Raw genomic sequence first — 22,943 nt, 5'->3', positions numbered from 1 at the left:
CATGGCAACGACGTATTTTACCGAAGACCACGAATGGCTCCACGTTGAAGGAGACATGGCGACGGTCGGCATCACCGACTACGCACAGGAACAACTCGGCGATATCGTTTTCGTCGAAATCCCTCAGGTCGGCAAAGGCCTCACCAAGGGCGACACGGCAGTCGTCGTCGAATCGGTCAAGGCGGCATCCGACGTCTATGCACCTGCCGACGGTGAAGTGACCGAGGCAAACGAAACGCTGAGTTCCGACCCGGCTCTCGTTAATTCGGCTGCCACCGGCGACGGTTGGCTTTGGAAAATGAAACTTTCCGACAAGAGCCAGCTCGACGGCCTCATGAATGAGGCCGCGTACAAGGCCCATATCGGCTGAATGGTGGCAATATGACAACGGCACCTTACCCTTTCACGGCCCGTCACATAGGGCCGGGCCCAGACGATACTCGCGCCATGCTGGCTGTAATCGGCGTTCCATCAATCGAAACGCTGATCAGCCAGGCGGTGCCAAACTCGATCAGGCTAGAGCGCCCGCTCAACCTCCCCGCCCCAGCAAGCGAGGCCGAAGCGCTGGCCGAGCTTTCAGCGATAATGGCGAAGAATACCGTACTCAAGAGCTTCATCGGCACCGGTTATCACGGCGTCAACGTGCCGCCGGTGATCCAGCGCAACCTGTTCGAGAACCCCGCCTGGTATACGGCCTATACGCCCTATCAGGCAGAGATCAGCCAAGGACGACTGGAACTTCTTTTCCACTTCCAGACACTGGTGACGGAGCTCACCGGCCTTCCAGTGGCATCCGCGTCGCTTTTGGATGAGGCAACCGCTGTAGCCGAGGCCGTCGGCATCGCTTGGCGTTTCCACTATGGCAAGCGACCTAACATCATCGTCGCAGGATCGCTGCATCCGCAGGTTCTGGACGTCGTGAAGACGCGAGCCGAACCGCTGGGCATCAAGGTGGAAGGGGACAAAGCCGACGACCAGACGGCTGCGGTCGTTGTTCCCTGGCCGGACACGTTCGGTGTCTTTGGCGACTACTCGGATATAGTGGACAAGGCGACGGCAGCCGGTGCGCTTGTCATTGCCGTGGCGGACCCGTTGGCGCTTACGCTCGTGGAAGCGCCCGGCAAACAAGGAGCCGATATCGTCGTTGGTTCGATGCAGCGCTTTGGTGTTCCGATGGGCTTCGGCGGCCCGCATGCTGCCTACCTCGCCGTCTCCGACCGGCTGACACGACTCATTCCCGGGCGACTGGTCGGCCAGTCGGTCGACGCCCATGGCCGCCCAGGCTACAGGCTGGCACTTCAAACGCGCGAGCAGCATATCCGTCGCGACAAGGCGACTTCGAACATCTGCACCGCGCAAGCACTTCTTGCCAACATGGCTGCCGCATACGCAATCTGGCACGGCCCGGCAGGCCTGCAGGGCATCGCGAGCCGTATCCATGCCCTGACTGCAAGTCTTGCAGATGGCCTGAAAGCCGCCGGCGCAAATATTCTGGGCGAAAACCGATTCGACACAGTGACGGTTGAAGCCAAAGGCAAGGCTTCGGAAATCGCGAAGCAGGCCGAAAAGGTTGGACGCCTGTTGCGCGTTCTCGATGCAGACCACGTAGGCATCAGCTTCGATGAAACCTCGAGCGAAGCCGACGTGACTGCCATCGCCGCGCTGTTCGGCGCCAAGGCCGGCAAGCCGACGAGTACGATGCCCGGAAAGCCGCGTGGCAAGGAATTTATGAGCCAGCCGGTATTCCATGAAAACCGCTCGGAAACCGACATGATGCGTTTCCTGCGCAGGCTCGCCGACAAGGATCTGGCGCTTGACCGCGCAATGATCCCGCTCGGCTCCTGCACCATGAAGCTTAACGCAGCCGCTGAAATGATGCCGGTCAGCTGGCCGAGTGTCGCGAACCTGCACCCGTTCGCACCGAAGGCGCATTCGACCGGCTATCGCGAGATGATCGGGCAGCTAGAAGGGTGGCTGTGCGAGATCACCGGTTTCGACGCCGTGACATTGCAGCCGAATGCCGGCAGCCAGGGCGAATATGCTGGCCTGCTTGCCATTCGCGGCTATCACCTTTCGCGCAATGAAGGGCACCGCAACATCTGCCTGATTCCCTTCTCGGCACATGGCACCAATCCGGCCAGTGCGGCGATGGCGGGCATGTCCGTGGTAGTGGTTCGCTGCACCGAAGACGGCAATATCGACATCGAGGACCTGAAAGCCAAGGCTGCGGCCAACGCGGCCAATCTGGCAGCGTTGATGTTCACCTACCCCTCGACGCACGGGGTGTTCGAGGAAGGCGCCAAGGACATCTGCGCCATCGTGCACGAACATGGTGGCCAGGTGTATTTCGATGGCGCCAACCTCAACGCACTGGTCGGCCTTTCACGTCCGGGCGACATCGGCGCGGACGTCTGCCACATGAACCTGCACAAGACCTTCTGCATCCCGCATGGTGGCGGTGGCCCTGGCATAGGCCCGATTGGCGTCAAGGCGCACCTTGCACCTTACCTCCCTGGACACGTGAGCGAAGGTTCGGCCCATGCCGTGGCTGCCGCACCATTCGGCAGCGCCTCCATCTTGCCAATCACCTGGATGTACATCCGCATGATGGGTCCCGCCGGGCTGAAGCAGGCAACCGAAGTGGCGATCCTGTCCGCCAACTATCTGGTGGCGCGTTTGGGTAACCACTACTCGGTCCTTTATCGGGGCCGGAGCGGACGCGTGGCGCATGAGTGCATTCTCGACACCCGCGTGTTGAAAGAAAGCTCAGGCATTACCGTAGACGACATCGCCAAGCGGCTGATCGACTACGGATTCCATGCACCAACGATGTCATTCCCGGTAGCAGGAACCTTGATGGTGGAGCCAACGGAATCCGAACCGAAGCGCGAAGTGGACCGGCTTTGCGAGGCATTGATCGCGATAGCCTGCGAAGCTGAGAAAGTGGAAAAGGGCATCTGGCCCAAGGACGACAACCCCTTGGTCAACGCTCCCCACACGGCAGCCGAGGCGCTGGCCGGGGATTGGAAGCATTCCTATTCGCGCCTTGAGGCGGCCTTCCCCGCTGGAGATGCCGACACCGGCGCCAAGTACTGGCCACCGGTCTCACGTATCGACAACGTTGCGGGCGACCGCAATCTCGTCTGCTCCTGCCCGCCGGTTGCGGAATATCTCGGCGCAGCCGAATAAATGAAAAAGGCCGGCGTCATGCGCCGGCCTTTTTCGTTCGCCCCCGCGATTTATGCCTTGTCGAGCAGCGCCAGGTTGGCATCGACCACCGTGGTGTCAACCATGGCTTTGCGCGCCTCGAGGAAGAGCGACCTCGCCTTCTTCTTGTTGCCGCGCAACAGTTGCGAATAGCCCATATTGTTGACGACCTGAGCCTTGCGACCTGCCACTTTCAAGAGTTGGTCATAGGCACGGTCAGCGAAGTCGAAGCGGCCAAGCTGATCATATGACGCGGCAAGCCCCATCCAGGCCTCTGCGTTGTCAGCCTGCAGTTCCACCGCCTTGCGGAAATGCTTTTCTGCAAGTCCGTAGTTGCCATCGCGGAACTGCGCCTTACCAGATGCAAGATCGGACACCTCTACGCTTTCAGGCGTAGCGTCGATCGCAGTAGTCTTCGTCGTGTCTACGGAAGTTGTCGTGCAGCCTGCCAGTGCGATGGCAGCAACCATCGCAGCCGTTGCCATGAAAAGTCCGTAACGCATGCCCCTGCCCCAGTCGCCCGCTTCAACGGGTCGTTTTCGTGTTTTATATTAGAGGCGAGCAATTAAACTTCGGTGCCAAATTGCGCGCAGATTGAAGCGCGGCGCAAAGCGTGCGTTAACCACCCAGCCTACTGCGACGTCATCTTCACGATGATTGGGATGATTGCGATCATCAGCACGACCGGCAGGATGCACACGGTGACCGGAACCGACATCTTGGCCGGCAGCGCATGCGCCTTTTCTTCGGCCAGCGACATGCGCTTGTGACGCATTTCGTCCGAGAATACCCGGAGCGCGCCCGAGAGGCTGGTTCCCAGTTCCTTTGACTGTTGCAGCAAGGTAGCGAAAGAGCGCACCTCATCCAGGCTCAGCCTGTCTGACAGCGCCTTCAGCGCGTCGTCAAGACTGCGCCCTGCGCGCAGTTCCAGTGAAACGAGCTGGAGATTCTGGCTTAGCGAAGGATACGTCTTGGCAAGCTCGCGAGACACCCGTTCGATCCCCGCTTCCATGCTCATGCCGGCGTCAGAACAGACGATCATGAGGTCCATAAAATCCGGAAACCCGTTCCGGTACTCGCGCGAGCGCTCGCGAATTTTCTGGCCGAGCACCAAACCCGGCAGGAAATATCCCGCCGCACCCGACATTATGACCAACGCCCATCGGCTGGTGGCAGTCGAATCGGCGTTCGCCAGCCATTCGTTGAATATGAATGCGGCCAACGCCGCGCCAATAAAACCGCAGAAGCGGATCAGAAAGAACATGCCGACGGAACGCGGATCCATGTAGCCAGCCTGTATGAGCCGCATGCGCAGGCGAGCAACATTTTCCGGATCGCTGCGGGCATAGAATTCCTGCGCCGTGCGTACCGCTTTTTCCCGCACTGCATTCGTGTTTCTTTTTGGAGCAGCTTGGCTAGTCTGCTTAGGAGTACTTTCCTCTACACGCAGCCTGCGTTTGACGTCGTCGCGATTTCCCTTCGAAGCTACCAATGGCCACACCACCGCTCCGCCGCCCACAAGAAGGAGCAGGGCCGCCACCGGCATCAAGGATGCCGGTCTCAGGGAGGCAAGGAGCTGGAGGAAACCTTCCATCTCAGAACTTGAAGTTAGACATTTTGAACATCATGGCATTGCCCAGCATCAGCCAGCAGACGGCACCGCCAATCAGGTACCAGGTCATGGGCTCATCCCAGACGTCTCGATAGAATTCCGGCATCATCACCATGATGCTGGCGAACAAAAGGGCCGGCACCGCCGTCAAGATGTAAGCCGACATGCGGCCTTCAGTCGAAATGGCGCGCACCTTCCGGCGCAATTTGCCGCGTTCTCGAATGGTCGCGGAAAGTCCATCGAGGATCTCGCGCAGATTTCCGCCGGAACTGCTCTGGATGGCCACCGCCGTTACGAAAAGCGGCAGATCTTCGTGACCGACTCGATCGAAAAGCGCATTCAGCGCCGAAACAAGGTCTGAGCCGAATGTCACCTCGTCAGCGATGACGCCGAACTCCGTGCCAATTGGATCGGGCATTTCCCGCGCCACCATTGAAATGGCCACGGGTACGGGATGGCCAGCCTTCAAGCCGCGCGTAATAAGCTCAAGCGCCTCAGGCAATTGGATGCCGAACCGCTTCAAGCGGCGCTTGCGCAGGGATCGCAACGCCATGATCGGAATGGCTACCGAAGTTACCAGGAACAGGCAGAGACAACCCAGAAGCGACAACCCTTTCAGGAGCGCGATTGCAGCAATTCCGAAAGCGATGGCTGAAGTGATGGACAGGAATTTGCGCGGCGGCATGCGCAGACCGGACTGGATACGCAGCACGCGAAACCTTGCCGGCGAAAACAGCGAAGCGCCGCCATCGATGCCGCGCTCCTTGCGCAGTTGGATCAGCACCTGTTCCTGGCTAACCTTTCCCGATTGAAGCTTCATGCGCCGATTGATAGCCGTGCGCTTGTCCGCCCTTCCGGCAAAAAGCAAGTAGCACGCCTCGGCGATCATGATGCCCGCCAGTGCCGCCGTGGCATAAACCACATAGATCGCCGAAAAGCCTCCCATCCAGCTACTCCTGCGGCCTGCCCGGCTCGAAATACTTACCGGGAAACTCGATGCCCATGGCCCGAAGGTCTTCAAGAAAACGCGGCCTGATGCCGGTTGCCTCAAAATGCCCCAGTATCTTGCCGTCGGGTTCGATGCCTGTACGGACGAAGCGGAATATTTCCTGCATCTGAATGACGTCACCTTCCATGCCGGTCACTTCGGCGACGCTCGTTACCTTGCGCTTGCCGTCTGATAAGCGCGTCAATTGGACGATGATATCGAGCGCACTCGATATCTGGCTACGGATTGATTGTACCGTCATTGGCATGCCGGTCATGCCGAGCATCTGTTCGAGACGCGCAATCGCATCGCGAGGCGTGTTGGCGTGAATGGTCGCCATAGAGCCTTCATGGCCTGTATTCATGGCTTGAAGCATGTCGAACGCTTCTTCGCCACGGCACTCGCCAAGGATGACGCGGTCCGGTCGCATGCGAAGCGCATTCTTGACCAGGTCGCGCTGTTTCAATTCACCGTGCCCTTCGACGTTGGCCGGGCGCGTTTCCATGCGGGCAACATGCGGCTGCTGCAATTGCAGCTCCGCTGCATCCTCGATGGTGATGAGACGTTCATCCTCAGGAATGAACGCCGACAGGGCATTCAGCATGGTCGTCTTGCCGGTGCCTGTGCCTCCCGAGATGATCGTGGTCTTGCGCGCATTTACGGCAGCGGCAAGAACCTCGGCCATGTTCTGCGTAATGGCGCCAAATTCGACCAGTTTGTGCAGGCCGAGCTTGTCCTTGGAAAATTTGCGGATCGAGACAAGAGGCCCATCGACCGCGATTGGCCGGATGGCAGCGTTGAAACGAGAGCCGTCCTGCATGCGCGCGTCGACCATCGGCTGAGATTCGTCGACACGACGGCCGACGGCAGCGACGATCTTGTTGATGATGCGCAAGAGATGCGCCTCATCTTTGAACGGGATGTGAACCTGCTGCAGCTTGCCTTTTCGCTCGACAAAGCAGTTGTGATGGCCATTGATCAGAATATCGTTGATCTCTGGGTCCTTCAGCAACGGCTCCAGCGGGCCGAGCCCCACCATCTCGTCCACGATGTCGTCAACCAGCGCGTCGAGTTCCGCGACGTTGATCGCCATGCGCTCACTACGAGTCTTTTCAGATACGAACTCATGGACCTGGCGACGCATCTCATCCTTGGGCAGCCGCTCAAGCGCCACGAGGTTGATCTCGTCAAGCAACATACGATGGATGCGCACGCGCGCGTCGAGAACCTTGTCGGCGCCCTTGGCGGTCGTCTCGGATCTTACGGCAGTCGGCTTGCGCGTCGTTGGAATGACGATTGCGTGGCTCGTCGCCGGAACTTGTTCGACCGGTCGTTCAGGGCGCAGATCGCGATTTTGCAGCGTGGAAAAGCGGCTGCTCATCCAACCTTCCTTTTCAGCAGTCCTTTGCCGATCCCAAACAGGGATCGCGTTTTCTGGGGAGCGGCGGCGACCTCCTCGGGCAGGATGATCTTCTTCAAATCCTGGATGACATTGGCGTTGGGATCGATCTCATGCAGCGGCACCCCGCGATCAACCGCTTCGCGCACCAGCCGGTAATTGTTGGAGATGCCCCCGACGAAATGCTCGCCGAGTATCTCCTGTACGTCAGCCTGCTTGATGCCATTGTCGAACATCTTTTGCTCGAAGCGGTTGACGATGACGTTCGGTCTCACTTCCTTGCCAACGGTCTGGTGGATGGCCTGGATCAGCCGCTGCGTATGGCGCAGGCACGGCACGGTCATCTCCGAAACGATGTAGAGCTTGTTGGAGCCCAGCAGAACCGTTTCCGTCCACGGGAACCAGGTGCGCGGCATGTCGATAACGACATTGTCAAAATAGGCCGAGACAAGGTCCAGCATGCGCACGACGACATCGGTCTTGAACGAGCGCATGTCAGCCGGGTTTGAAGGTGCGGCCAGAACGCAAAGTCCGCTCTCATGCTTCGACAGCATGACATCAAGCAATTGCCGGTCGAGGCGTTCGGGGCGGTTCTCGATTTCTGCTATGTCGAAACGCGGCTCCAGATCGATGTACTCGGCACAGGCGCCCTGCTCGAAATTCAGATCGACGACACAGGTCGAGGCGCCGCGCGAGGTGGAATTATGGAGCTGGAAAGCGGTCTGGAGCGCCAGCGTCGTCGTGCCCACACCACCTGCCGCCGGCAGGAAGGTGTAGATCTGCGATTCTGTCTGTTGGCTGTGCCCCGTGCCTTGCAGGGCAGCTACGACTGAGCGAACCAGATCGGCCGTCGAGATCGGTTTTACCAGAAAATCGGAGACCTGAAGCTGGACGAGAATGCGAACCGCCGCTGCGTTGAATTCCTGCGTTACCACGACAACCGGCACGCGCCCTTCCAGCCGGCGCATGATACGCTGCAAAGCGCTCATCTCGTCTAGCCTGGCCGCATCCATATCGACGATGATGGCGCCAAGATCGGGCTCCTGCACCTCTCCGCGAATATCTGACAGGTTTTTGTCCACGGTGACCAACTGGATGACCTCCGAGGCGGCGAACGCTGCGCGCGTGTCCTGCTCAAAAGCCCTGTCCGTCGAAACAAGCAGGATTTTCTTGGTCTTGATCTCACTTGCCATTTGAAATTATCCGCCCGGTCAGTTGCCGCTGGTAGTCGTCGTCGCCTTGGCGGATGCTGCGTAATCAGCCGGGCTCGTTTCGCTACTCGTTCGCTGCGCCGGAACCTTCAGTTTCGTGTTCTGGACGCCGTATTGCCAAGGATCGACAACCTGCATGGCGGTGTTGGCAGCAATCGCATCACCTGCGCCAACCGTGAGACCGTCGGTTCGCAGGTAGTCGTCCTGAGCACAGCCGCCGAGGCCGGCACACATCAGAACTACCGCACTCGAGAGGTGAACATACCGCATGACGGTCACTCCTTGGGCAGGTCGAGGAAATGCCCGACCCTGGCGACCGGTGCGTCAGCTTCGCCAACTGCGGCGGTCTTCAACTCTTCGGTATTGCCGAGGAAGTAGTCGACATTGCTCGCAGCCACGGTCTTGTCGGTCGGTACGAGCGGCTTCTTCGAAGGATCGATGGGCTTCACAAGATAAGGCGTGACGATGATCACCAGGTCGGTCTCGCGCCGCTGGTAGGCTTTTGACGCGAACAGTGGGCCGAGCACCGGCATCTTGCCCGCACCGGGGATGCGCTGGGTGATCTGGTCGTTCTGGGTCTGCAGCAGGCCGGCGAGCATGAAACTCTGGCCGCTCTTCAAATCAACGGAAGTGCGCGCACGGCGCACGATGAAGCCCGGAATGGATATATTGCCCAGCGAATAGGAAGCCGAGGCATCGATGGACGAGACCTCCGGCTCAATGTCGAGGCTGATCAAGCCATCTTGCAGAACGGTCGGCGTGAAATCGAGGCTGACGCCGTATTTCTTGTAGTCGACAGTTATCTTGTTATCGTCTTCGGCAACGGGAATAGGGAACTCGCCACCGGCAAGGAAGCTGGCTTTCTGGCCCGAGCGGGCAACCAGATTCGGCTCCGCAAGGCGTCGAGCGACACCGCGATCTTCCAGCGCCTTGATGGCAACGTCCGCCGACCAGCCGTTGCTCAAGAGACTGCCGACGATTTCACCCGCCGGCACGGAAGTCGATGCGGCAGGATCGGAGTTGAAACCGATGGAGCCGATCGCACCTGAATAGCGCACACCAAGCTTGGTGCCCAGTTCCTGGCCAACCTGCCGGTTGATCTCGACAAAGCGAACATTGAGCTGGACCTGCTGCGAAGACGAGATGTTGACCGAATTGATCACCTCTTCTTCGCCGGAGAACCGCGTTGCAATCTTGCTGGCCTTCTCAGCGGCAACTGCGTCTTCTGCCTCGCCTGACAACACCACGCGACCGTTGGCCGAGCCAACCTTGATGTTTGCTCCCGGAACGCTGGCGCGGATGGTGTTAGCAAGCTGCTCGGTGTCGAGCGTTACCTCTACATCAACGCTACCCACCAACTGCTTGTTTTGGTCAAAAAGCGCGATGCCTGTGGTGCCCAAATTGTTGCCAAGCACATAGAAAGACTTGTCGGTCAACGGATTCACATTGGCAATTTCCGGATCGCCGATGACGATCTCGTAGAACGCTGCATCGGTCTTGATCGTTTTCGGCTTGCCTTTGGCAACCTTGACCGTCGTGGACTTTGTGGACGAGATTTTGACTATATCGCCGCCTGCGATCGAAGGCGCCGGCAGGGCCATAATGCCTGCGACGGCAATTGCCACAGAACCAAATGGCGCACGCCACCGCGCCACCCGCCAGCCTTCGAAGAATGCGCTCAAGCCAAGCATTTACTTGTCCCCAACCGGCCCCCGCCGGCAAACTCAGTTCTGTTCCTGCGGCAATTCCTGCTGCATGACCTTGTATTCCTGCGCCACCAGGCCCCGCGTCACGATGACTGTCTTCATCTTGGGCGCATCAGAGTCCGACCGGCTGAACAACGCTCCGGCTGCCGACTGAACACCCGCGGCAACCGAGCCGCCGAAAGACGAGATCGTGGTGAGGCCACCGGAAGAAATCTCCGCATCGGCTGCCGAGCGCAGCGTGAGCGATAGCGTTCCAACTGTGCGGGCAAGGGCCACTTTGCGAGCGCCTTCCTCATCCACCTCGATTGTTATCGAGTTGGCGATCTGAGGGGTGGTCTGGCGCTCGTCGGCGCCCTGCCCGACGGTAAGCACCTTGGCACCGGCGACGACGATCTCGGTCGTGACTGTCGAGCCTGCAGCGCCATCGGCATTCTTGGAAACTTCTTCGATGGCACCCGCATCGCGCGTCAGCACGACATCGACTCGATCGCCGGGTGTAATGAAGCCGCCGACTCCCGCAATCTCATCGGTGCGAATGGTCACGGCGCGCATGCCCGGCGTCAGCATGTTGGACAGCGTGGCACGGCCGTTCGGCCCGGAAAGCTTGGCCAGCAAAACCGGTTCGTTAGGCTCGATCGGCGAAAGCACCACGCGCTTGCCTTCGGACAGCAGCGCATCCACACTGGCAAAGGCTCCCTGCGGCAGCGACGCCTGCGGCCAGGGAATTTCGGAAAGCTGCGCGGCTTCCACTTCCATGCCGTAGCGCAACGGCGCATTGGCTACGACAATGGTCTTGAACTCCACGGCCGGCTGCTGCGGCGGCGTGACCGAAGATGTCTTGACGATATCGGCTTCAGCCTGGCTCTTGATCCAGAAATCAGCAGCGAAGATCGAGATCGCGCCGAAAACGGCTGCAATGCCGATCATCGTTATGACCTTGCCCCTCACGCCAAACCCCTGATGCGCCCGTTTCTTTGTTCGTTGGGGTCACGCTACGGGCTATTCCTAAAGATTCAGCGATCCGGAATATAAGCATTCGATCTAATTTGCGTGGCTTGGTTATCGAAAGGTTTTACGGTAGAAGGCCAGCAAGCCACGAACGGACCATGAACCTCGGTCGCGCGTTCAGCAAAAGCGTGGCACTATCATCAGTGATTCGCAGCATCGGATTCCTCTCCCTTATGGACGACAGCAACGATCTTTTCGGCACTCTCAACAAGCCGGCTCAGTCCGTTCGTGCCCCTGCGCGACCGGCGGACCCGCTGGTTCAGGCCGCAAAGAGTGCGCCGCCCTTGAAGGACGGCACGGAAAGCTACAGCGCAGCCGACATCGAAGTGCTCGAGGGTCTCGAACCCGTGCGCCGGCGACCGGGCATGTATATCGGCGGCACCGACGAACGGGCTCTGCATCACCTGTTTGCCGAAGTGATCGACAACTCGATGGACGAAGCCGTTGCCGGCCACGCGACCTTCATCGAAGTGGAGCTTTCGGCGGACGGGTTCCTGTCCGTAACAGACAATGGTCGCGGCATCCCCGTCGATCCGCATCCGAAGTTCAAGAAGCCCGCCGTCGAGGTCATCATGACCACGCTGCACTCCGGCGGTAAATTCGACTCCAAGGTCTACGAAACCTCAGGCGGCCTGCACGGTGTCGGCGTTTCTGTGGTCAACGCGCTGTCCGATCATCTGGACGTCGAGGTGGCGCGCGGGCGCAAGCTCTACCGCCAGAGTTTCTCGCGCGGCAAGCCGCTTGGCGAACTCGAGCATCTCGGCGAGGTCCATAACCGTCGCGGCACCAAGATTCGTTTCCATCCCGACGAGCAGATTTTCGGCAAGGGTGCGACCTTCGAGCCGGCACGGCTCTATCGCATGACGCGCTCCAAGGCTTATCTGTTCGGCGGCGTACAAATCCGTTGGAACTGCGATCCCTCGCTCATCAAGGAGAAGGACACGACGCCGGCCAAGGCCGAGTTCCACTATCCGGGCGGCCTCAAGGACTATCTCAGCGCTTCGCTCGGCGACGACTTCCAGGTCACCCGCGAGATTTTCGCAGGCAAGACCGAGCGGCAGGGCGGGCACGGCTCACTGGAATGGGCCGTCACCTGGTTCGGCGGCGACGGTTTCCTGAACTCCTACTGCAATACCATCCCCACCGGAGAAGGCGGCACGCACGAAGCCGGGTTCCGCAATGTGCTGACGCGCGGTCTGCGCGCCTATGCGGACCTTGTCGGCAACAAGCGCGCCTCCATTATTACTTCGGAAGACGTGATGATCTCGGCAGCCGGGATGCTTTCCGTATTTATCCGCGAACCGGAATTCGTCGGTCAGACCAAGGACCGGCTTGCCACGATCGAGGCGATCCGCATCGTGGAAAGCGCTATCCGCGACCCATTCGACCATTGGCTTGCCTCCAATCCGCAGGAAGCCTCGAAGCTGCTCGACTGGGTTATCGCCCGGGCCGACGAGCGTGTGCGGCGGCGGCAGGAGAAGGAAGTGTCGCGCAAGAGCGCGGTGCGCAAGCTGCGCCTTCCGGGCAAGTTGGCAGACTGCACGCAGAATGCAGCGGCAGGTGCGGAACTTTTCATCGTCGAAGGCGATTCGGCTGGCGGTTCGGCCAAGCAGGCGCGCGACCGCGCCAGCCAGGCCGTGTTGCCGCTGCGGGGTAAAATCCTGAACGTCGCCAGCGCCGGCCACGACAAGCTGACCGCCAACCAGCAGATTTCCGACCTGATCCAGGCGCTTGGCTGCGGCACGCGTTCGAAATACCGCGACGAAGACCTGCGCTATGACCGCGTCGTCATCATGACCGATGCGGATGTCGATGGCGCCCACATCGCGTCGCTGCTGATCACTTTCTTCTACCAGGAAATGCCCAACCTGATCCGCGGCGGGCATCTCTTCATGGCGGTGCCGCCGCTCTATTCGATCCGCCAGGGCGGCAAGATCGCATACGCCCGCGACGACGCTCACAAGGATGAATTGCTGCGCACCGAGTTCACTGGGCGCGGCAAGGTCGAGATCGGTCGTTTCAAGGGCCTCGGCGAGATGATGGCTTCCCAGCTCAAGGAGACCACCATGGACCCGAGAAAGCGCACCTTGCTTCGGGTCGACGTGCTGGATGAAGAGACAGCCACCAAGGATGCCGTCGATGCGCTGATGGGCACGAAGCCGGAAGCACGCTTCCGTTTCATCCAGGAGCGAGCGGAATTTGCCGAGGCCGAAGCGCTCGATATCTGAGGCTTGACGCTTCTCTAGGCCGCAGCGATTGCCAGCGCATGGCCGCGGGCGTTCTCGCGCAGCGCTTCGAGATGGATGGATTTAACCAGCGTGGCGACATCGCCTTCGGCCCGCTGTCCGCCCACTTCCTTCAGCATCAGCCAACTTACTTCCTGAACGCCGGCGATGCGCTTGCCGTTCGCTACCTCGCGCCAGATCTTAAGGGCCCGCAGTATGACCGCGTGTGTCGCCTCGGTAAGACCGGCGCTGCGGAACAGCGCTTGCAATGCCACGTCCGTGCCGGACCCGAGGAGTGCTCTTATCCGCTGCTCCGACTGCCTTGTCAGCACAAGCAGCGATGTGCCGAAGAAATCAATCTTGCCATGGGCGACCGTGCGGATCAGGAAGCTGGTGGTCAGATCGCCACGCAGCCGAAGATGCTCTACCAGCGCGGCATGCTCTTCCGCCTTCGTGCCCTCGATCAAGGTCAGGGATGCCTTGATGCAGGCATCGCGTGTAATGCGTTCGGCCCTGGCGGCCCCCATCAGCGCCAGCACAAGCGGCGCGGTTCTGAGTGCTTCCCCGATCTTGACCAGAAGCATATGGCGGCAATCGGCAGGCAACCTCGCATCTGCTATCAAGGCCTCGCGCACCGAGGGCACATGGCCGAAGCGCTCCGCCATGCGCCGGAAGCTCAAGGATGCAATATCCGCACCGATGTTGGAGAGCAGCAGCGCGCAGGCCTCCACCTCCCCTAGCTCGGCAATTGCGGCGGCAACGGGCATCGACACCGATGCGCGATCGGCAATCATCTCCTGCGTTGCTTTCTGGCCGGTGGCCACGCGATCGATCAGATCGGCATCGGTCAGCAACGGCGACCGGGCAAGGATCAGATTGGCGACTTCCGGCACATCGGAAGCGAGTGCTGCGATGATCTGTATCGGCGCATGGTGGCTCATCGAAAGCGCGTCGGCCATCGACTGGCGCACCTTCGACGAAGTGTCGTCAAGCAGGAGCGTCAGAGCTGCTTCAGCGGCGCAACGATCCTCGAATGGCAGCGTGGAGTTGACGTAGGCTCTTGCCAACGCACCAGCCGCTGCTGCTCGCTCCGAAGCCCGCGCCGTCCAAACCCATTTCAGAAAATGCGAAACCACTGCGTTTTGCATTGTTCCCCCTCAAGGCAACCGGCCTCTGGGCAACATTAGGCGGCAATGAATTAATAAAGCGTTCACCATGTTCGTTAGGATGCTGGATACCATTCGCGCGGGGCTATCGACTTGCGGGCCGGGTGCGCAGAGCCTATCAACTGACACAAAGGAGATCGGTGATGGCAGGGCTCTATCTGGAAGAATTCAAGATCGGGCACGTCTTTCAACACACATTGCGAAAGACAGTGACCGAGAGCGACAACATGCTGTTTTCAGTGATGACGCTCAACCCGCAGCCGCTGCACATCGATTTTGATTTTGCCTCCAAAACCGAGTGGGGCAAGCCGCTCGTGAACTCGCTTTTCACACTCGGCCTGATGATCGGCATTTCGGTGAACGACATCACAGTGGGCACCACCGTCGCCAACCTTGGCATGACGAATACGACGTTCCCGCACCCGGTGTTCCACGGCGACACTGTTCGCGTCGAAACGACCGTGATTTCAGTGCGTGAGTCGAAATCCAAGCCCGATCGCGGTATCGTCGAGTTGGAGCATCGTGCCTATAATCAGGACGGAGCCCTCGTCGCCAAATGCACGCGGCAGGCGATGATGCGCAAGAAGCCGGCCTGATGAGATCGCTGCTGTTCGTTCCGGGCGATTCGGAAAAGAAGCTCGAAAAGGGTTTCGCGTCGGAAGCCGACGTCGTCATCGTCGACTTGGAAGATTCGGTTGCGCTCGAGAACAAGGCGACGGCACGGCAGGTGGCGTCCAATTTTCTCTCTGAGAGGCGCGGAACGCTCAAGCCAAGTATCTACATCCGGGTCAACGACCTTTCCACCGGCATGACCGATGACGATCTGGCGGCGCTCATCTCCGCGCGCCCGGCCGGCATCATGTTGCCGAAATCGAACAGCGGCCGCGATGTCCAGCAACTGTCGGCCAAGCTCAGGGTGCATGAGGCCGAAAACGACTTGCCGGACGGAGCCATCAGAATCCTTCCGATCATCACCGAAACGGCAATCGGCGTTCTTTCCGCATCCACCTATGCAAATGCGACGAGCCGCCTGTCGGGGCTGACCTGGGGCGCGGAGGACTTGTCGGCAGCCATCGGCGCCCGCACGGCTCGCGATGAAGACGGCCGTTATACGGATGTCTTCAGACTTGCGCGTACCGTAACCATCCTCGCCGCCTCCGCAGCGGAAGTTGCCGCCATCGACACGGTGTTCCCGAACTTCCGGGACATGAGCGGGCTCGAGGCCGAGTGCAGGGAAGCTGAACGCGACGGCTTCACGGGCAAAATGGCAATCCATCCGGCCCAGGTGGCTGTCATCAATGCTGCTTTCACTCCGTCGACAGAAGCGTTGCAACATTCTGCCGCTGTCGTGGCCGCGTTTGCGGCAGCCGGCAATCCCGGCGTCGTCGGTATGGACGGCAAGATGTATGACCGTCCGCACCTCAGACTGGCGGAGCGACTTCTCGCTCGCGCCAAGGAGCTCGGGATAACGGCTTAGCTATTCAGACTGGCTGTTCCTGCCAAGGCCCCGAATAGTCGCTGTAAAGCGTTGCCGGATCTGGCCGAGGCCGCTCGAATGGAGCGCCATCGTAGGAGCCGATGTGCACGAACCCGATCACACGCTCGTGCGGCGCAAGCCCCAGGATCGCCCTGCCCTCCGGCACGTCGGAATACCAGTTGGTGATCATGTTGGTACCGTAACCCAATGCGTTGGCTGCGAGCATCAGGTTCATCGCAGCCATGCCTCCCGACAGGAACATCTCCCACTGCGGGATTTTTGGATTGTCCTTCGGGGCCGAGACAACGCCAATGACCAGCGGAGCGCGCGAAAAACGCGTCAGCTCCTGGTTTCGCCGACCCTCAGGCAACGGCCCTTCCCGTTGCTCGGCAAGCTCGGCAAGCTTCTTGCCAATCTCCTCGCGCGAGCCGCCGCGATATACAATGAAGCGCCATGGCGCCAACCTGCCATGGTCTGGAACGCGCGAAGCTGCCGCCATGATCTCCGCGATTTCTGTATCGCCAGGCGCTGGCTCATGCAGGTCGGAAATCTGCACGGAACTTCTCGCCAGCAGGAAGTCTAAGATTGGCGTCATCATGGGCGCATTGTCCTTGGAATATCCATTAGTATCGGCTGGGGCCTGTCCTCTGATGCGAGGAGGCCTGGGCTTGAGAGCGGCGTGGCCGCGATGAGTGCAACCACCTTGGGGCGGATGCTGTTAGGTCTTGAAATTGCCACCGCCTTGGGCTTCAACGCAAGATATGATTGCAGCGGTTCGCCATCTTTTCCCGACCGTCCTCCTGGCTGTGGCGCTTGCAGCGACGGTCACACTGGCCAGCGCCCAGTCGTTCGATCTGGATGGCAAGGCACCCGATGCGCTTGAAGGCCTGAAGCTACCCGGCGTTTCCAGCTATGCCCCGCCCACCAGCGACACGCCGCTTGCAATTGGGGCCGGGGGGCAGATCACGCTTAGCGCCCAGCTGACCGACAAAGGCTCTGAAATCACGCGAGGCATGGTTTGGCGCGTGTTCAAACCGGAAGCCGGTTCCGACGGCAAGCTGCCTCTTGTCGCTTCCGCACATGGAGGAACTGCGGTGTTCCAACTCGAGCCCGGCAGCTATCTCGTGCACGCGTCCTATGGGCGAGCCGGCGCAACCAAACGCATTACGGTTGAAAAAGAGCCGCACCGCGAAAGCCTTGTGCTGGATGCCGGCGGACTAGAGCTCGACGCCGTCTTCTCGGGCGGCGGCCGCATTCCTCCAAAGAAGCTGCGCTTTTCCATCTATGAAGCGCAAGCCGCAGCGAATGGCGAACGGGCACTGATCATTCCTGACGTCCAGCCGAAAACGGTGGTTCGGCTCAATGCCGGCACCTACCATGTGGTTTCGACCTACGGGGCAGTGAACGCCGTCATCCGCTCCGATATCCGCGTCGAAGCCGGTAAGCTGACAGAAGCGACCGTCGAGCACCATGCGGCAGAAGTGACGCTGAAGCTGGTACGCGAAGCCGGCGGTGAGGCAATCGCCGATACATCGTGGTCGGTGCTGAACGAGGCCGGTGAACCCATCAAGGAAAGCGTTGGGGCTTTTGCGCCGATGGTTCTGGCGGAGGGCGACTACACGGCAATTGCCAAGAACCGCGACCGCATCTACCAGATGGATTTCAAGGTCGAGTCGGGACAAAATCACGAAATCGAAGTCGTCGCCTCGGAAGCTTCGGCTATCGATCCGGAAGGTGCGGACTAGCAGCACCTGACACGTCGGCTGGTCTAACGTTCCCCCAGCCGACAAACCTTGCCTCTGCTACACAAGCATGACAATTAGGTCCTGTTCTCAGGGCGGGGTGAAATTCCCCACCGGCGGTATGCGGGCTTGTTCCCGTGAGCCCGCGAGCGCCTTCCAGCGGGAAGGGTCAGCAGATCAGGTGAGATGCCTGGGCCGACGGTTACAGTCCGGATGAAAGAGGACATGCAAGCGCCGCCGTGCATGATGCGGGCGGAAGGCTCGCATGTGATCGCCTTGGGTGACGTGTCTGTTGCTGAAAGGAGATCGCCATGACACAAGCCCGCTCAATATCGACCCGCTACGCATTCATCAAAGCCAACTGGCACAAGGACATCGTGGACCGCGCGCTGGAAGGGTTCACGCAGTTGATCCCGCGCACCGCAATCGACGTATTCGACGTTCCCGGTGCCTTCGAACTTCCTCTTGTCGCGCGCGATCTTGCCTTGTCGGGCCGGTATGCCGCCGTTGCTGCCGCCGCCTTCGTCGTCGATGGCGGTATCTATCGCCACGACTTCGTGGCCAAGGCTGTAGTGGAAGGACTGATGCGCGTGAGCCTCGATACCGGGGTGCCGGTGCTTTCGGTGTCGCTCACCCCGCACCACTATCAGGAAACCGAGCATCACAACCGCATCTTCCGCGAGCACTTCGTCCAGAAGGGACGAGAGGCAGCGCAAGCCGCGCTGATGATCGGCGAGACGCGGGAAAAGCTCGCTGCCTGACCGCAATCAGGACCATACAAGGAAACGGCGGCGGATCGCTCCACCGCCGTTTTTACTATCCGCCTAGACGGCGCGCGCCCGCTTGAGATCCGGCGGCACAGATTCGTCACGCAAGGTGGTGATCGCGTCGCCAAGGCCGAGCGAAACCTGATCGCGCGAGCCGAGCCGGCGCATATTCACCGTCTCCTCCTCGGCCTCGCGTTTGCCGCAGACGAGGATCACCGGCACCTTGGCAAGGCTGTGCTCGCGCACCTTGTAGTTGATCTTTTCGTTGCGGAGATCGACTTCCGCCGACAGGCCGGCAGCTTTCAGCCTTGCAACCACCTTGTTCGCATAGTCGTCGGCGTCGGAGGTGATCGTGGCGACCACCACCTGCACCGGTGCGAACCAGAGCGGCATCTGGCCGGCGTGGCTCTCGATAAGGATGCCGAGGAAACGCTCCAGCGATCCGCAGATGGCGCGGTGGACCATCACCGGCTGCTTCTTTTCCGAATCCGAGCCAATGTAGAAAGCTCCGAAGCGTTCCGGGAGGTTGAAATCGACCTGCGTCGTACCGCACTGCCATTCACGGCCAATGGCGTCACGAAGCGTGTATTCGAACTTCGGCCCGTAGAATGTGCCCTCGCCTTCGTTGATGCCGGTCTTGATACGATTGTCCTCGCGCGCCATGCGGGCAAGCGCACGGCGAAGGATATCCTCGGCGTGGTCCCATGCCGCGTCGGTGCCGACACGCTTTTCCGGGCGGGTGGCGAGCTTCACCACGACTTCCTCGAAGCCGAAGTCCTTGTAGACCGACATCATCAGATCGTTGATCTTGAGGATTTCCGCTTCGAGCTGGTCTTCGGTGCAGAAGATGTGGGCGTCGTCCTGCGTGAAGGCGCGCACGCGCATGAGACCATGCAAGGCTCCCGAGGCCTCATAGCGATGCACATTGCCAAATTCAGCAAGCCGGATCGGTAGATCGCGGTAAGACTTCAAGCCATGCTTGAAGATCTGGACATGGCCGGGGCAGTTCATCGGCTTCAAGGCAAAAATGCGCTGGTCGGCTTCCGGATCGTCGGGGTGGGTGAAGGCGTGGGCCGACTTAACCGCGAACATGTTTTCCTGATACCAGCCCCAGTGGCCCGACGTTTCCCATAGCGACTTGTCGAGGACCTGCGGGGCGTTGACCTCCTGGTAGTCGTCGCCGAGACGGCGGCGCATGTAGGAGATGAGGTTCTGGAACATCTTCCAGCCCTTGGCGTGCCAGAAGACGACGCCCGGCCCTTCCTCCTGGAAGTGGAACAGGTCCATCTCGCGGCCGAGGCGGCGGTGGTCGCGCTTTTCAGCCTCTTCCAGCATATGGAGGTACTGGTCGAGTTCCTCTTGCGTTGCCCAGGCGGTGCCGTAGATGCGCGTCAGCATCGGGTTGTTCGAGTCACCGCGCCAATAGGCGCCGGCAACCTTCATCAGCTTGAAGGCGTTGCCGATCTGGCCGGTCGAGGCCATGTGCGGGCCGCGGCAAAGGTCGAACCAATCGCCCTGATTGTAGATCTTGAGGTCCTGATCTTCCGGGATCGCCTCGACCAGTTCGACCTTGTAGGCCTCGCCCTTGTCGCGAAAGACCTGCTTGGCCTTGTCGCGCGACCAGACCTGCTTGGTGAACGCCTTGTTGCGCCGGATGATCTCGCGCATCTTCTTCTCGATCACCGGGAAGTCTTCGGGCGTGAACGGCTCGTTGCGGGCGAAGTCGTAATAAAAGCCGTTGTCGATCACCGGACCGATGGTCACCTGCGTTCCCGGCCACAATTCCTGCACCGCTTCCGCCAGCACGTGCGCGGCATCGTGGCGGATCAGTTCCAGCGCGCGCGGGTCGTCGCGGGTTACGATCTCAACCTTGCCGGACGCGCCGAGCGGATCGGAGAGATCCCGCACGGTGCCATCGACGGCGTAGGCGACCGCCTTCTTGGCCAGCGACTTCGAAATGGATTCGGCAAGCGCAGCGCCAGTCGTGGCGGCGTCGTAGTCGCGCACGGAGCCATCGGGAAATGTGAGGGAAACGGAATTCGACACTTTTCTTCTCCTATCCAGTCCCGCAAACGAGCGCGGGTGGTTACTAGCCGGATGCGTCCGGCAACGGGCGGTGTTTTAGTCAGCGAAATGAAGGCCGTAAAGGCGGCAAACGCCTAGTTTTCAGCCTCGCCGTGCTTTTTTGCGATAGTCCAGTAGCGCCACGGCGTGAACCAGCGAAAGCGCGGGGCAAGCGTTTCGGGCACCCGGTCGATGCCGTGGGTGCCGCCGGGACCGCAACGCATGACCCGGAAAAGCCCCATCCAGCCGCCCGCCCACAGGCCATGCCGAGCAATCGCTTCATGCGCATATTCCGAGCAGGTGGGCAGGTGCCGGCAGGTGTTGCCGACGAAGCCCGACAGGGTGAGCTGGTAGAGCCGGACGATCGACGTACCGAACACCCGCCCCGGCGTCTTGCGCCAGGGACCGGCCCAATTGCGCCCTGCGTGGGCCTGCCGGGAAGCCGATGGATGAGAATGGCGATGCGTCAAAAGCTGTTGCCCGCGTTTCAACCCGTAGATGCGCCGTGACGGCAGCAAATTCAATGCCCTTGCACGCCCGCTTCACGCGCGGCTTCGTCAACCGGCGGTGAACGGTGCGTCACTGGCTCGCCAAGTTTGAACGGACGGGACACAGTCTCTATGTTCACCCGCAAGTCAGCCGCAACCTCTCACCGGTTTGCGTCGGCGTTGTTCAAGGCGCCGGCGACAAGGAGAGCGTGCGCCGCAATCATGCCGGCGATGCCCGGCCAGGAGAGAGACCATGTCGGGACCCATCGAACTCGGACTTGATACATTCGGCGACGTCACATTCGATGCCGACGGGCAATTGCTGCCGCAGGCGCAGGTCATCCGCAACCTCGTGGACCAGGCGGTCCTGGCCGACGAACTCAAGGTCGATTTCATCGGCGTCGGCGAGCACCACCGCGACGATTTCGCCGTCTCGGCTCCCGAGGTCGTATTGGCCGGCATAGCTTCGCGCACGAAGCGCATCCGGCTTGGCTCCGCCGTCACGGTGTTGAGTTCCGACGACCCGATCCGCGTCTTCCAGCGCTTTTCGACGGTGGACGCCATCTCCAACGGACGTGCCGAGGTCATCCTCGGGCGTGGGTCGTTCACGGAATCGTTTCCGCTGTTCGGGTTCAAGCTCAGCGACTACGAGACTCTTTTCACCGAAAAGCTCGACCTTTTTGCCGCCGTGCTGAAGCAGGAGCCGGTGACGTGGCAAGGCTCGACGCGCGCGCCGCTCAAGGACCAGCGCATCTATCCGCCGCTTGAGAACGGCACACTGAAGACCTGGATCGGCGTCGGCGGCAGCCCTGAATCTGTGGTGCGCGCGGCGCGCTACAACTTGCCCATGATGCTTGCCATCATCGGCGGCGACCCCAAGCGCTTCCGGCCCTATGTCGATCTCTATCACGACGCGCTCAGCCAGCTTGGCGGGCCGCAATTGCCGCTCGGCGTGCATTCGCCGGGGCATATCGCCGAAACCGACGAGCAGGCGCGCGAGGAACTTTGGCCGAGCTACAAGAAGATGCACGACCGCATCGGCGGCGAGCGCGGTTGGGGACCGACGACGATTGCCAGCTTCAACTCGGAAGCGGATATGGGCTCGCTCTATGTCGGCTCGCCCGAAACGGTGGCGAAGAAGATCGCCAAGACCGCAAAGGCGCTCGGCATTGCGCGCTTCGACATGAAATATTCGTCCGGCCCGATGGAGCATGCGAAGATGCTGAAGAGCATTGAACTTTACGGCACCAAGGTCATCCCGATGGTGCGCGACCTGCTCGCCAGCGACGGGGGCTGAGAGCCGGGTCAAATGGGCTGGGCATACTTATTCATCGCCACGTCCGCTCCTTTTCTTCGTCATTCTCCGGCAAGCCTGGGCGGAGCGATAGGCGCAACCCGAGGATCCATGCCGTGAGGGTCACGTTGTAAGGGGCGGCTCAGAATGAGGAGCCTTCTTTTGCGCCATTTGCGCGCTGCCGTTTGGTCACGGCATGGATCCCAGGGNGACCCGAGGATCCATGCCGTGAGGGTCACGTTGTAAGGGGCGGCTCAGAATGAGGAGCCTTCTTTTGCGCCATTTGCGCGCTGCCGTTTGGTCACGGCATGGATCCCAGGGTCTACGCAACGGCCTTCGGCCTGCTCCGCCCTGGGATGACGAAGAGATGGATATGCTTTCTCGTTGCCACGCCCGGCTAAAGCCGTCTGGGAGTCGTTGCCCCGCCCTTAAGCTCGCTCGCTGCGCTCGTCGCTGGCGGGGACCCCGGATGGCCAGACGGCTGTCGGAGTTCGTGCTTTATGGTTGCCACGCCCGGCTAAAGCCGTCTGGCCATTGTCAAAGAACTGACCTCATCTGAGAGGTCGGGAGGACGGGCGGCCGTTCGGTC

General features: G+C 60.5%; 20 protein-coding genes and 1 riboswitch. Of the genes, 8 read left to right on the top strand and 12 right to left on the bottom strand.

Annotated features, from left to right (window positions below):
- Position 1: 1 nt before the first annotated feature.
- Together gcvH and gcvP are read left to right on the top strand one after the other, a co-directional pair.
- Complete coding sequence (gene gcvH, locus ASD50_RS09830; protein ID WP_056239812.1) at positions 2 to 370, top strand: glycine cleavage system protein GcvH; 369 nt, start codon at positions 2 to 4, stop codon at positions 368 to 370.
- An 11-nt stretch (positions 371 to 381) separates the two neighbouring features.
- On the top strand, positions 382 to 3,189 hold the full coding sequence (gcvP, locus tag ASD50_RS09825) for an aminomethyl-transferring glycine dehydrogenase (protein ID WP_056239810.1): 2,808 nt from the start codon (positions 382 to 384) through the stop codon (positions 3,187 to 3,189).
- 50 nt (positions 3,190 to 3,239) lie between these two features.
- On the opposite strand, the gene ASD50_RS09820 is transcribed toward gcvP, so the two are convergent.
- The 8 genes from ASD50_RS09820 to cpaB all read right to left on the bottom strand — a co-directional run bounded on the left by ASD50_RS09820 (position 3,240) and on the right by cpaB (position 11,071).
- Positions 3,240 to 3,710: a tetratricopeptide repeat protein gene (locus ASD50_RS09820; protein WP_056239807.1), complete on the bottom strand. Its 471-nt coding sequence runs from the start codon at positions 3,708 to 3,710 to the stop codon at positions 3,240 to 3,242.
- A gap of 128 nt (positions 3,711 to 3,838) precedes the next feature.
- A complete protein-coding gene (locus tag ASD50_RS09815; RefSeq protein WP_056239803.1) occupies positions 3,839 to 4,801 on the bottom strand; it encodes a type II secretion system F family protein in 963 nt (320 codons plus the stop codon).
- Between the two features lies 1 nt (position 4,802).
- Entirely contained in the window at positions 4,803 to 5,765 is a 963-nt protein-coding gene (locus ASD50_RS09810; RefSeq protein ID WP_056239800.1) for a type II secretion system F family protein, read from the bottom strand.
- 4 nt (positions 5,766 to 5,769) lie between these two features.
- Complete coding sequence (locus ASD50_RS09805; protein WP_056239798.1) at positions 5,770 to 7,188, bottom strand: CpaF family protein; 1,419 nt, start codon at positions 7,186 to 7,188, stop codon at positions 5,770 to 5,772.
- On the bottom strand, positions 7,185 to 8,399 hold the full coding sequence (locus ASD50_RS09800; RefSeq protein ID WP_056239795.1) for an AAA family ATPase: 1,215 nt from the start codon (positions 8,397 to 8,399) through the stop codon (positions 7,185 to 7,187). The genes ASD50_RS09805 and ASD50_RS09800 overlap by 4 nt, the downstream gene beginning before the upstream one ends.
- A gap of 18 nt (positions 8,400 to 8,417) precedes the next feature.
- A complete protein-coding gene (locus tag ASD50_RS09795) occupies positions 8,418 to 8,687 on the bottom strand; it encodes a hypothetical protein (protein ID WP_056239860.1) in 270 nt (89 codons plus the stop codon).
- 5 nt (positions 8,688 to 8,692) lie between these two features.
- The gene (locus ASD50_RS09790; RefSeq protein ID WP_244484475.1) at positions 8,693 to 10,018 is read right to left on the bottom strand and encodes a type II and III secretion system protein family protein; all 1,326 of its coding nucleotides are present in this window, start codon (positions 10,016 to 10,018) and stop codon (positions 8,693 to 8,695) included.
- Positions 10,019 to 10,141: 123 nt separating this feature from the next.
- Complete coding sequence (cpaB, locus tag ASD50_RS09785) at positions 10,142 to 11,071, bottom strand: Flp pilus assembly protein CpaB (protein WP_244484473.1); 930 nt, start codon at positions 11,069 to 11,071, stop codon at positions 10,142 to 10,144.
- Positions 11,072 to 11,304: 233 nt separating this feature from the next.
- Between cpaB and parE the strand changes: the two genes are divergently transcribed.
- Positions 11,305 to 13,359 carry a DNA topoisomerase IV subunit B gene (gene parE / locus ASD50_RS09780; protein WP_056239784.1) on the top strand — a complete coding sequence of 685 codons (2,055 nt, stop codon included), beginning with the start codon at positions 11,305 to 11,307 and terminating at the stop codon, positions 13,357 to 13,359.
- 14 nt (positions 13,360 to 13,373) lie between these two features.
- On the opposite strand, the gene ASD50_RS09775 is transcribed toward parE, so the two are convergent.
- Positions 13,374 to 14,504, bottom strand: a complete 1,131-nt coding sequence (locus ASD50_RS09775; protein WP_056239782.1) for a DUF2336 domain-containing protein — start codon at positions 14,502 to 14,504, stop codon at positions 13,374 to 13,376.
- A 161-nt stretch (positions 14,505 to 14,665) separates the two neighbouring features.
- Here ASD50_RS09775 and ASD50_RS09770 point away from each other — a divergent pair, with 161 nt between their 5' ends.
- Together ASD50_RS09770 and ASD50_RS09765 are read left to right on the top strand one after the other, a co-directional pair.
- Positions 14,666 to 15,118: a MaoC family dehydratase gene (locus ASD50_RS09770; RefSeq protein WP_056239779.1), complete on the top strand. Its 453-nt coding sequence runs from the start codon at positions 14,666 to 14,668 to the stop codon at positions 15,116 to 15,118.
- On the top strand, positions 15,118 to 15,999 hold the full coding sequence (locus ASD50_RS09765; RefSeq protein WP_056239858.1) for an HpcH/HpaI aldolase/citrate lyase family protein: 882 nt from the start codon (positions 15,118 to 15,120) through the stop codon (positions 15,997 to 15,999). Before ASD50_RS09770 ends, ASD50_RS09765 begins: the two co-directional genes overlap by 1 nt.
- A 4-nt stretch (positions 16,000 to 16,003) precedes the next feature.
- On the opposite strand, the gene ASD50_RS09760 is transcribed toward ASD50_RS09765, so the two are convergent.
- Entirely contained in the window at positions 16,004 to 16,597 is a 594-nt protein-coding gene (locus tag ASD50_RS09760) for a nitroreductase (protein ID WP_056239772.1), read from the bottom strand.
- A 163-nt stretch (positions 16,598 to 16,760) separates the two neighbouring features.
- Between ASD50_RS09760 and ASD50_RS09755 the strand changes: the two genes are divergently transcribed.
- Together ASD50_RS09755 and ASD50_RS09750 are read left to right on the top strand one after the other, a co-directional pair.
- On the top strand, positions 16,761 to 17,744 hold the full coding sequence (locus ASD50_RS09755; RefSeq protein ID WP_156465002.1) for a hypothetical protein: 984 nt from the start codon (positions 16,761 to 16,763) through the stop codon (positions 17,742 to 17,744).
- 79 nt (positions 17,745 to 17,823) lie between these two features.
- Positions 17,824 to 17,970: riboswitch (FMN riboswitch) on the top strand.
- Between the two features lie 82 nt (positions 17,971 to 18,052).
- On the top strand, positions 18,053 to 18,502 hold the full coding sequence (locus tag ASD50_RS09750) for a 6,7-dimethyl-8-ribityllumazine synthase (RefSeq protein WP_056239768.1): 450 nt from the start codon (positions 18,053 to 18,055) through the stop codon (positions 18,500 to 18,502).
- A 63-nt stretch (positions 18,503 to 18,565) separates the two neighbouring features.
- On the opposite strand, the gene thrS is transcribed toward ASD50_RS09750, so the two are convergent.
- Positions 18,566 to 20,554: a threonine--tRNA ligase gene (gene thrS / locus ASD50_RS09745; protein WP_056239763.1), complete on the bottom strand. Its 1,989-nt coding sequence runs from the start codon at positions 20,552 to 20,554 to the stop codon at positions 18,566 to 18,568.
- A gap of 113 nt (positions 20,555 to 20,667) precedes the next feature.
- On the bottom strand, positions 20,668 to 21,042 hold the full coding sequence (yidD, locus tag ASD50_RS09740; RefSeq protein WP_056239852.1) for a membrane protein insertion efficiency factor YidD: 375 nt from the start codon (positions 21,040 to 21,042) through the stop codon (positions 20,668 to 20,670).
- Between the two features lie 271 nt (positions 21,043 to 21,313).
- On the opposite strand from yidD, the gene ASD50_RS09735 reads away from it, so the two are divergent.
- Positions 21,314 to 22,357, top strand: a complete 1,044-nt coding sequence (locus ASD50_RS09735; RefSeq protein ID WP_056239760.1) for an LLM class flavin-dependent oxidoreductase — start codon at positions 21,314 to 21,316, stop codon at positions 22,355 to 22,357.
- Positions 22,358 to 22,943: the final 586 nt, after the last annotated feature.

Origin of the sequence: Mesorhizobium sp. Root552 (assembly GCF_001427285.1) — a bacterium.
Lineage (GTDB): Bacteria > Pseudomonadota > Alphaproteobacteria > Rhizobiales > Rhizobiaceae > Mesorhizobium.
This window is presented reverse-complemented; position numbering and strand designations above follow the sequence as displayed.